This window comes from Eikenella sp., assembly GCF_057315495.1.
Genome location: NZ_DBHKXY010000063.1, coordinates 48263 through 56589, shown reverse-complemented (window position 1 = coordinate 56589; position 8327 = coordinate 48263). Strand labels below are relative to the sequence as shown.

Annotated in this window: 7 protein-coding genes; all 7 read right to left on the bottom strand. The window is 57.1% G+C overall.

The window, feature by feature from the left end; translation table 11 throughout:
- Positions 1-240: 240 nt before the first annotated feature.
- The 7 genes from ftsZ to murC all read right to left on the bottom strand — a co-directional run bounded on the left by ftsZ (position 241) and on the right by murC (position 8102).
- Positions 241-1413: a cell division protein FtsZ gene (gene ftsZ / locus ACO6EE_RS10500; protein WP_064087023.1), complete on the bottom strand. Its 1173-nt coding sequence runs from the start codon at positions 1411-1413 to the stop codon at positions 241-243.
- Between the two features lie 99 nt (positions 1414-1512).
- The gene (gene ftsA, locus ACO6EE_RS10495; protein WP_023887031.1) at positions 1513-2751 is read right to left on the bottom strand and encodes a cell division protein FtsA; all 1239 of its coding nucleotides are present in this window, start codon (positions 2749-2751) and stop codon (positions 1513-1515) included.
- 128 nt (positions 2752-2879) lie between these two features.
- The gene (locus ACO6EE_RS10490; RefSeq protein WP_485960951.1) at positions 2880-3635 is read right to left on the bottom strand and encodes a cell division protein FtsQ/DivIB; all 756 of its coding nucleotides are present in this window, start codon (positions 3633-3635) and stop codon (positions 2880-2882) included.
- The gene (locus ACO6EE_RS10485) at positions 3619-4539 is read right to left on the bottom strand and encodes a D-alanine--D-alanine ligase (protein WP_485960950.1); all 921 of its coding nucleotides are present in this window, start codon (positions 4537-4539) and stop codon (positions 3619-3621) included. Before ACO6EE_RS10485 ends, ACO6EE_RS10490 begins: the two co-directional genes overlap by 17 nt.
- Before the next feature lie 73 nt (positions 4540-4612).
- The gene (locus ACO6EE_RS10480; RefSeq protein ID WP_485960949.1) at positions 4613-5659 is read right to left on the bottom strand and encodes a hypothetical protein; all 1047 of its coding nucleotides are present in this window, start codon (positions 5657-5659) and stop codon (positions 4613-4615) included.
- A 3-nt stretch (positions 5660-5662) separates the two neighbouring features.
- Positions 5663-6712 (bottom strand): hypothetical protein, encoded by a 1050-nt coding sequence (locus tag ACO6EE_RS10475; RefSeq protein ID WP_485960948.1) that lies wholly within the window; start codon positions 6710-6712, stop codon positions 5663-5665.
- The gene (murC, locus tag ACO6EE_RS10470; RefSeq protein WP_485960947.1) at positions 6705-8102 is read right to left on the bottom strand and encodes a UDP-N-acetylmuramate--L-alanine ligase; all 1398 of its coding nucleotides are present in this window, start codon (positions 8100-8102) and stop codon (positions 6705-6707) included. Before murC ends, ACO6EE_RS10475 begins: the two co-directional genes overlap by 8 nt.
- Positions 8103-8327 lie beyond the last annotated feature (225 nt).

Here is an 8327-nt window from a genome sequence, read left to right as displayed (position 1 = left end):
TGTTACTTACTGGCAAGGTTCTCTGAAATAGCACCTTTTTTGTTACTTATGCCGAATGGTTATTCATGATTCGCAGCCAGCAATCATCAATAGCATAAGAATGGCCTTGGAGCGCGCAAGGATGTTTATCAGCTATTCGCCTAGCTCAACTAATAAGTAGCCTTTAACCATCCTAATCCACCAAGCCAAACAAAAACCTGCCTCAAAAGAGGCAGGTTTTGCATTGAGAACCAGACTGGCTTAATCAGCCTGGCGGCGAATCACTGCTGGGATTTCGAAATCGTCCAACACAGATTGGTTGGCAAAATCAGAAGCAGCCAAGTTCATAGTGCGGGCAGTGCGGCCGGAGCGGATAACACTGTCAATTTCCGGGAATCCACCATCTGTGCCAGTGGCTTGGGCGGCTTTCACCATACGCAGGTTGCTGCTCTGGCTGTTATCGCCCTGCTCTTTCAAGCCGGTGGCAATGATGGTTACGCGGATTTCGCCTTCCGCCATGGCAGCGTCTTCAGCTGTACCATATTTCAGCTCTGCATCGGGATGAGCATATTCGCTCACTACCGACATGATTTCTTTGTATTCTTTCATGGTCAGGCCGTCGGGGGCGGTGGTGATGTTCACCAATACGCCACGCGCACCTTCCAGCGTTACGTTGTCCAGCAGCGGGCTGGCAATTGCCTGCTCGGTGGCCAAACGGGCACGGTCGATACCTTGTGCGAAACCAGAACCCATCATGGCCATGCCCATGATGCCCATTACGTTGCGTACGTCGGCGAAGTCCAAGTTGATCATACCAGGGCAGGTAATCACTTCGGCAATGCCGGCTACGGCGTTACGCAATACGTTGTCGGCGGCACGGAATGCCTGGCGCACGGTTACATCTTCGCCCAAGGCGGTCATCAATTTGTCGTTCGGAATAACGATGAGTGAGTCTACTTGGTTTTTCAGGGTTTCCAAGCCGTCTTTGGCAATCTGGATGCGTTTACCTTCGTGCTCGAACGGGCGGGTAACCACAGCCACAGTCAGGATACCCAGCTCACGGGCAATCTCGGCCACTACCGGAGCAGCGCCGGTACCGGTGCCGCCGCCCATACCGGTGGTAATGAACAGCATATTGGCGCCTTGAATGGCGTCAGCAATAGTTTCACGGTCTTCCAGAGCGGCATTGCGGCCGGTTTCAGGATTCGCACCGGCACCCAAACCTTTGGTCAAATTAGTACCCAGCTGGATGCGCTTGGGCGCTTTGCTGCCCTGCAAAGATTGGGCATCGGTGTTGGCACTAATAAACTCAACGCCTTGCACCGTGTTGTCTATCATATTGTTAATAGCATTACAGCCACCGCCACCAATACCGATAACTTTAATGACTGCCGGACTGGCTGCGGATTCGACAACATCATAAACCAACTGCATTTAACACTCCTTTTGCGCCCCGGAAGGCTACCTGAAAAATGAAATCGCCCGTATTATAAAGGTTTGAACGGATTTTGTGTGCAAGAATAAGCAAAAAGCTTAGAAATTGTTTTTCAGCCACTCTTTGAGGCGGTAGAAAACAGAATCTCCCTCTGCAGCCTGTCGCACGGTGTTATGCGTGCCATGTTGGCTGCTGTATTCGGCAGCGGTTTGCAGGAGGCCGATGGCGGTGGCGTAGCGCGGGTTACGGATGCGTTCCGACAAACCGCCCATTTCCTTCGGCACACCGACGCGGGCGGGCAGGTTGAATACGTCTTCGGCCAGTTCCACCACACCGGAAAGCAAAGAGGCTCCGCCGGTGAGCACCACGCCGGAGGTGAGCACTTCTTCGGGGAAACCGGAACGGTGCAGTTCATTGCGGGTCAGTTCCAAAATTTCTTCCACGCGCGGGCCGATAACGCTGGCCAACACACGGCGTGAAATCTGGCGCGGGCTGCGGTCGCCCACGCTGGGCACTTCAATCATTTCATCCAAGCCATCGCCGGTAGCCAAGGCCACGCCATGGTTGATTTTGATGTATTCGGCGGCGTTGTAAGGGGTACGCAGGGCTTGCGCCAAATCGCGGGTAATCAAATCGCCGGCCACCGGGATTACCGCAGTGTGTCGGATTGCGCCGTTGGTGTACACGGCGATATCGGTCGTGCCGCCGCCGATATCGATGACGCACACGCCCAGTTCTTTCTCGTCTTCAGTCAACACGGCACGGCCGCTGGCCAAGGGCTGCAGAATCATATTGTCGATGTGCAGGCCGCAGCGTTCGATACATTTTTGAATGTTCTGCATGGCAGTAACCGCACCGGTTACGATATGAATGCGCGTATCCAGACGCACACCGCTCATGCCGATAGGCTCGCGCACGCCGGGCTGGTTATCAATGATGTATTCCTGCACCACGGTGTGCAGAATCTGGTGATCCGGCGGAATATTTACAGCTTTAGCGGTTTCGATGGCACGGTCGATGTCGGCCTGCGTTACTTCGCCTTCCTTGATTTTCACCACGCCTTGCGAATTCATACTGCGGATGTGGTTGCCGGCAATGCCAGTTACCACGCTGCCGATTTGGCAATCGGCCATCAGCTGGGCTTCTTCCATAGCCTGGGTAATGGCTTGGGCGGTGGCATCAATATTGGTTACCATGCCGGCTTTCAAGCCGTGTGACGGCGCTTGGCCAAAGCCGATGATGTGGATTTCTTTGTCGTCTTGCACTTCGCCGATTAAAACGATGGTTTTCGAGGTGCCGATGTCCAGCGCGCCCACCAATTGTTTGTTGTTTGACATAACTCTGTCTCGCTTATTGTTAAAATGGTTGTTTATAGCTAAAGCTCTCATCTTCCTACTGCGTTGGCTCGTCTTGCCGTACCAGTTGTACTGTCTGCAACTTGCCGTCGTGTAGAAAAATCACTGCTTCAGTCATGCCCGCCCGATTGCGGTTGTTGGTTGTTGTTATCTTCATTTGCCGCGCCCTGTTTGTAGCGCACGGCAAAGCCATCTTTATAGCGCAAATCCACGTATTGTACGTCGGCTGCGCGTTCTTTCAAGATTTCGTGCCATGCCTGCACAAAGCGGCGCAAACGATCTTGCGCGTCGACGCGGCCAAGATGCAGCCGGATGCCGTTCTCCAAAGCCAGCTCCCGCGAGGAGCGCGAGCTGTAGTCCATACGGCTGATTTTCAGATTAGTCGGCGCCAAGATGGCTTGGAACTCAATAAATTCCTCCACCATAATTTTACGCATTCCGGGCGTACCTGCAAATACGGGAAAGTTTTCATCGGTAGGCGCATCGAAGCCTTTGCCTTCGCTATCCACCAGCCCGCCGCCTTCCCAGCGCGCCACCGGCTGCCGCTCTTCCACCCGGATTTGCACCGTATCCGGCCAGATTCGGCGCACTTCCACCTTAGCCACCCAAGGCAGCGTTTCAAACGCCTGCCGTGCTTCGTTCAAATCGGCTTTAAATATATTGCCGCGGATGTGGCGGTGGGCGGTTTGTTGCAGTTGCGTGGCACTTAAGCGATGCAGTTCGCCGTCAATCTTCACCAGCTTTACCGGGAAATACGGCGAATTCATCATCCACATCACCGCTGCCACAATCAGGCCGACAGCAGCCAAAAGATAGAGGCTGCTGTTGATGCGTTTGAGCGCGCCGGCGTTATCCCAAAGTCGCATGGCTCAATACTTCAACGCATAAATCGGCAAAATCCAAGCCGGTTTGCGCGGCGGCTTTCGGCACCAGGCTGTGGCTGGTCATACCGGGCACGGTGTTGATTTCCAACAAATAAAGCTTTCCGCTTTGGCTGCGCAGGAAATCCACCCGGCCCCAGCCGCGCCCGCCGATGGCTTCAAAACCAGCTTTGGCCAGGCGGCGGATTTCGGCCTCACCAGCTGCATCCAAATCGCTGGGGCATTGGTATACCGTGTCGTCGCGGAAATACTTGGCGTCGTAATCGTAAAACTCGGTGGCCGGGATGATGTGGATACTGGGCAGTGCCTGTTGGCCGAGCACGGCGCAGGTGTATTCGCCGCCGTCGATAAAGCGTTCGGCGATGATTTCGCCGTGCAGATGGCGTTCGCGCAACTCGCGATACACTTTGGGCAGTTCGCCCGCCTGCTTCACTTTCACCACGCCCACGCTGCTGCCTTCGGCGGCAGGCTTCACAAACATCGGCAGGCCAAGCTCCGCTTCCACAGCGGCAAAATCCGTATCATCGTGCAACACGGCAAAATCGGGCACAGGCAGGCCGAGCGCCTGCCAAATCAGTTTGCAGCGGTATTTGTCCATGCCCAGTGCGGAGGCGGCCATGCCACAGCCGGTATAGGGGATGCCGATGGAGTCGAGTAGCGCCTGCACGGTGCCATCTTCGCCATAAGTGCCGTGCAGCACATTGAAGGCTACCTGAAAACCCTGCGCTTTCAATTGCAGGATGTCTTGTTCTTTCGGGTCGAACCGGTGGGCATCGATGCCTCGGCTCTGCAAGGCGGCCAATACGGCCGCGCCGCTGTCGAGCGACACTTCGCGCTCACTGGAAAATCCGCCGTTCAATACGGCCACTTTGCCAAACTGCTTGTTCATTTGCTTTACTTCTTTCTTGCTTCTACTTTCAGGTAGCCTCATCAAACGCCCGTCTGAAAGGCTACCTGAAAACTTAAAACCGGTAATGCCGCCAGCTCGGGTCGTATTCGCATATGGCCTGCGGCTTGAGTTCGGCAAACTGTTCACACAGTGCCTGTGCTTTCTCCATAAGGCGCTCCGGCTCGCCGGTGGCGGCAAATATGGTGCGCTCGCCCCGCGTGAGATTGGTGACGGCAATCGTGCCGATGCCTTGTTGCCGGTGACAGGCTTCGGCATCGAATTCGTCTTGCAGCCGGTAGGCCGCCATCAGTGCGTCTTCGCCGTTGATTTCGCAGCGTACGGAAACGCACCAGCCCATATCTGCCCGGCCGAGCAGGCTGTTGGCCGACTCGTTGCGCAGCAGCACCAGGCCATCTTGTTCGTTTTCTTCATCTTCATCGCGCTGATAGGCGGTATACTGCCATTCCGGCTCGGGATAGAGCGCATCGCGCCCCAAGGCTTTCCATACTTCGTCTATTTTTTCAGGTAGCCTGTGCAGCGGCACGGCTTCCGGCGGCATAGTATCCACAAAACCCAGTGCGCCCACTTTCACCACCGCGTCCCACTCGCCCAACACATGGTCGAGCATAATCAGCGCCAGCCGCTGCGCGGTTTCCAAATCTTCTGCCTTGGGCGGCTTGGCAAAAGCCACGTCCAGCGCGGGCAGGCCGCGCCATTCTCCGCAGCGCGCCAAAATATCCGCCGCCTGCATTTCCACGCCGCCCATGCGGATGGCAAACTGCTCGGGCGAGCCCAGCCGTTGGCGGAAACACAGCACCGAACGCTCGGTGGATTCCGCCGCTGTGGCAATCAGCGCCAACACTTGCGGGAAGTGTTCCAAATCGCCGTTGGCGCTGAATACCAGCGCTCCGTCAGCCGGCGGTCCTTCCAATTCTACCACCACGCCTGGGCAGTATTCGTGCAGCAGGTTGTTGGCCTCGGTAACGAAGGCCACCGGGTCTTCCAGCGCTGCGAGCCGCGCCTCTTCGCGCCGCCACACCGTCCAAAAACAATGGGCATTATCTTGCCATTCGCTCAAGCTGTGCCGCCCGGCGGCTTCGTTGGTATCTGATTTCGTCATCTTTTATCCTTGCAAGCGGTAATGCCGCCATGATGGGTCGAACACACAGTTGGCCTGCGCGTCCAGCCGCTCGTAGCGTGCGGTGATTTCCCGCACCTTTTCCCACAATCCTTCCGGCTCGGCCACCATGGCAAAGGCGGTGTATTCGCCTTTTTCCGCATCGGCCAGCATAGCAGTCAGGATGCCTTGCTCATGCTGCCCGACGCAGCCGGAAAACTCGTGTGCCAGTTCCTGCGCCAGAGCCTGGCTCATGTCATCATACACTTCGCAGCGCACGCTCAAACACCAGGCCAAATCAGCGCGCCCCAGCAGCGAAGCAGCCGATTCGTTACGCACCAAAATTTTGGCTGGCTCGCCATCATCGTTTTCCGAGCCATACACACGGAATTCTGCCTCGCCGCTCGGATACACACCGTTGTGCCCCAGCTGGGCGCGCCACAACTGATCAAAGGCAGCAGGCAGCTCGGCCAGCGGCAACGCGCCCCGAGGCGGCTGCTCCACCAGCTCCACATAGCCGGTTTTCACGTTTAAATCCCACTGCCCCAAAGCCTGCGCCAAGAGCAACCACACCGCCAGCCGGCGGTCGTCGGCATCGGTGCCGGCGGGATTATCGTTCACAAACACCCGCAAATGCACCAAACCATCACTACCGGGCGCACAGGCTACCTGAAACTGACTGCCGGAAAGCTGCGTTTTGCCAAAACCGGCCTTGCGCTGCGGCAGTTCCGCAGCCCGGCAGCGCCGCAGCAAGGCCTGCACACCGAATGGCAAGCCCGGCGGTGCGGCCTCCGCCAGCAACACCGCATCGGCCATCGGCTCCAGCCGGCCCCCGCTGCTGAAGGCTACCTGAAACTTAGCACCGGCATCAACGACATAATCCGACACCGCCTGCAAAAACACGCCAGGAAAATAGTGATGCAGCAGATAGTTGCCGCTGTTCACCAACGCCACGCAACCCCCGCTGGCCTGCCAAGGCTGCTCCCACTGCCAGCTTTGCCAAAAAGCAGCGGCACGCTGCCGCGCCTCTTGGCGGCGTTTCAGGAAATCATCCATGCGCGGCTAAATCCCGCAAAGCCTGCGGCACTTTGTTGATGCTGCCTGCGCCCATATTCAGCAACAGGTCGCCGTCTTGCAGCATATTGAGCAGGGTGGCGGGCATATCGGCCACGTCGGCGCAGTAAATCGGCTCCAGCTTGCCGGCCACGCGCAGGGCACGGGTGAGGGCGCGGCTGTCGGCAGCCACAATCGGCTCTTCACCGGCGGCGTATACATCGGTCAGCACTACTGCGTCGGCAGTGTTCAACACGCGCACGAAGTCTTCAAACAAATCGCGGGTGCGGGTGTAGCGGTGCGGCTGGAATGCCAATACCAGGCGGCGTTCTGGATAGGCGCCGCGGGCAGCGGAGAGCGTAGCAGCCATTTCCACCGGATGGTGGCCGTAGTCATCAACCACCAAGGCACTGCCGCCTTGCGGCAGCTTGATTTCGCCGTAGCTTTGGAAACGCCGTCCCACGCCGCCGAAACCGGCCAACCCACGCTGGATGGCTTCCACGTCCGCGCCGCACTCCAGCGCCACACCGATGGCAGCCAGCGCGTTGAGCACATTGTGCCGCCCCGGTGCGTTCAGCCGCACTTCAAACGGCGCGATTGAGCGTTTGTTCAGGTGCACGGTAAAGCACATCTGCGCGCCTTCGCTGTGCACATTATCGGCGTAAATATCGGCGGTTTCGTCTAAACCATAAGTGACAAACGGTTTCTGAATTTCCGGCAGAATGGCACGCACATGTTCGCTATCAATACACAAAAATGCCTTGCCGTAGAACGGCATACGGTGCACAAATTCCACAAAGGCCTGGTGCAGCTTGTCCACGCTGTGATCGTAGGTGTCCATGTGGTCGGTGTCGATATTGGTTACCACGGTAATCACGGGCGTGAGATACAGGAAAGAGGCGTCTGATTCGTCGGCCTCAGCCACAATATACTGCCCGCCGCCGAGCTTGGCGTTGGTGCCCGCAGCGGTGAGCTTGCCGCCAATCACGAAGGTCGGGTCGAGGCCGGCAGCGGTGAGGATGGAGGCAGTGAGGCTGGTGGTGGTGGTTTTGCCATGCGTGCCGGCAATGGCGATACCTTGGCCGAAGCGCATAATCTCCGCCAGCATCATGGCGCGCGGAATCACCGGAATGCCTGCCTCGCGGGCGGCCAACACTTCCGGATTATCCGGCTTGATGGCGGTGGAAGTAACCACCACGTCCACGCCCTCGATATGCTCTGCCGCATGGCCGTGGAACACTTTGATGCCCATATCGGCCAGCTGGCGCGTTACCGCGCTTTGCGCCTGATCCGAGCCGGATACGTCGAATTCTTTATACAGCACCTCGGCCAGGCCGCACATGCCAGAGCCGCCGATGCCGACGAAATGGATGCGTTTTACTCGTTGCTTCATAGTTATCACTGCTTCCCGGGCAGCCTTTGCAGACAAAACCGCTATTGTATAGCGGATAAACATTTTTCGATACAACGCAGGCAGGAGAAAAATCCATATTGCAGCTGAGGCTACCTGAAAAATAGCTGCCCAGAGCACGGCCTCAGCAAAACCTTTCAGCCATCGGCCATACTAATCATCAAGCATGCATACCAACAGCACATTCAAATTGTTTGGTTTGGCGGC

Coding starts and splice junctions, on each gene's coding strand:
- ftsZ (WP_064087023.1), bottom strand. CDS start 1,413: ATGCAGTTGGTTTATGATGTTGTCGAATCCGCAGCCAGTCCGGCAGTC.
- ftsA (WP_023887031.1), bottom strand. CDS start 2,751: ATGTCAAACAACAAACAATTGGTGGGCGCGCTGGACATCGGCACCTCG.
- ACO6EE_RS10490 (WP_485960951.1), bottom strand. CDS start 3,635: ATGCGACTTTGGGATAACGCCGGCGCGCTCAAACGCATCAACAGCAGC.
- ACO6EE_RS10485 (WP_485960950.1), bottom strand. CDS start 4,539: ATGAACAAGCAGTTTGGCAAAGTGGCCGTATTGAACGGCGGATTTTCC.
- ACO6EE_RS10480 (WP_485960949.1), bottom strand. CDS start 5,659: ATGACGAAATCAGATACCAACGAAGCCGCCGGGCGGCACAGCTTGAGC.
- ACO6EE_RS10475 (WP_485960948.1), bottom strand. CDS start 6,712: ATGGATGATTTCCTGAAACGCCGCCAAGAGGCGCGGCAGCGTGCCGCT.
- murC (WP_485960947.1), bottom strand. CDS start 8,102: ATGAAGCAACGAGTAAAACGCATCCATTTCGTCGGCATCGGCGGCTCT.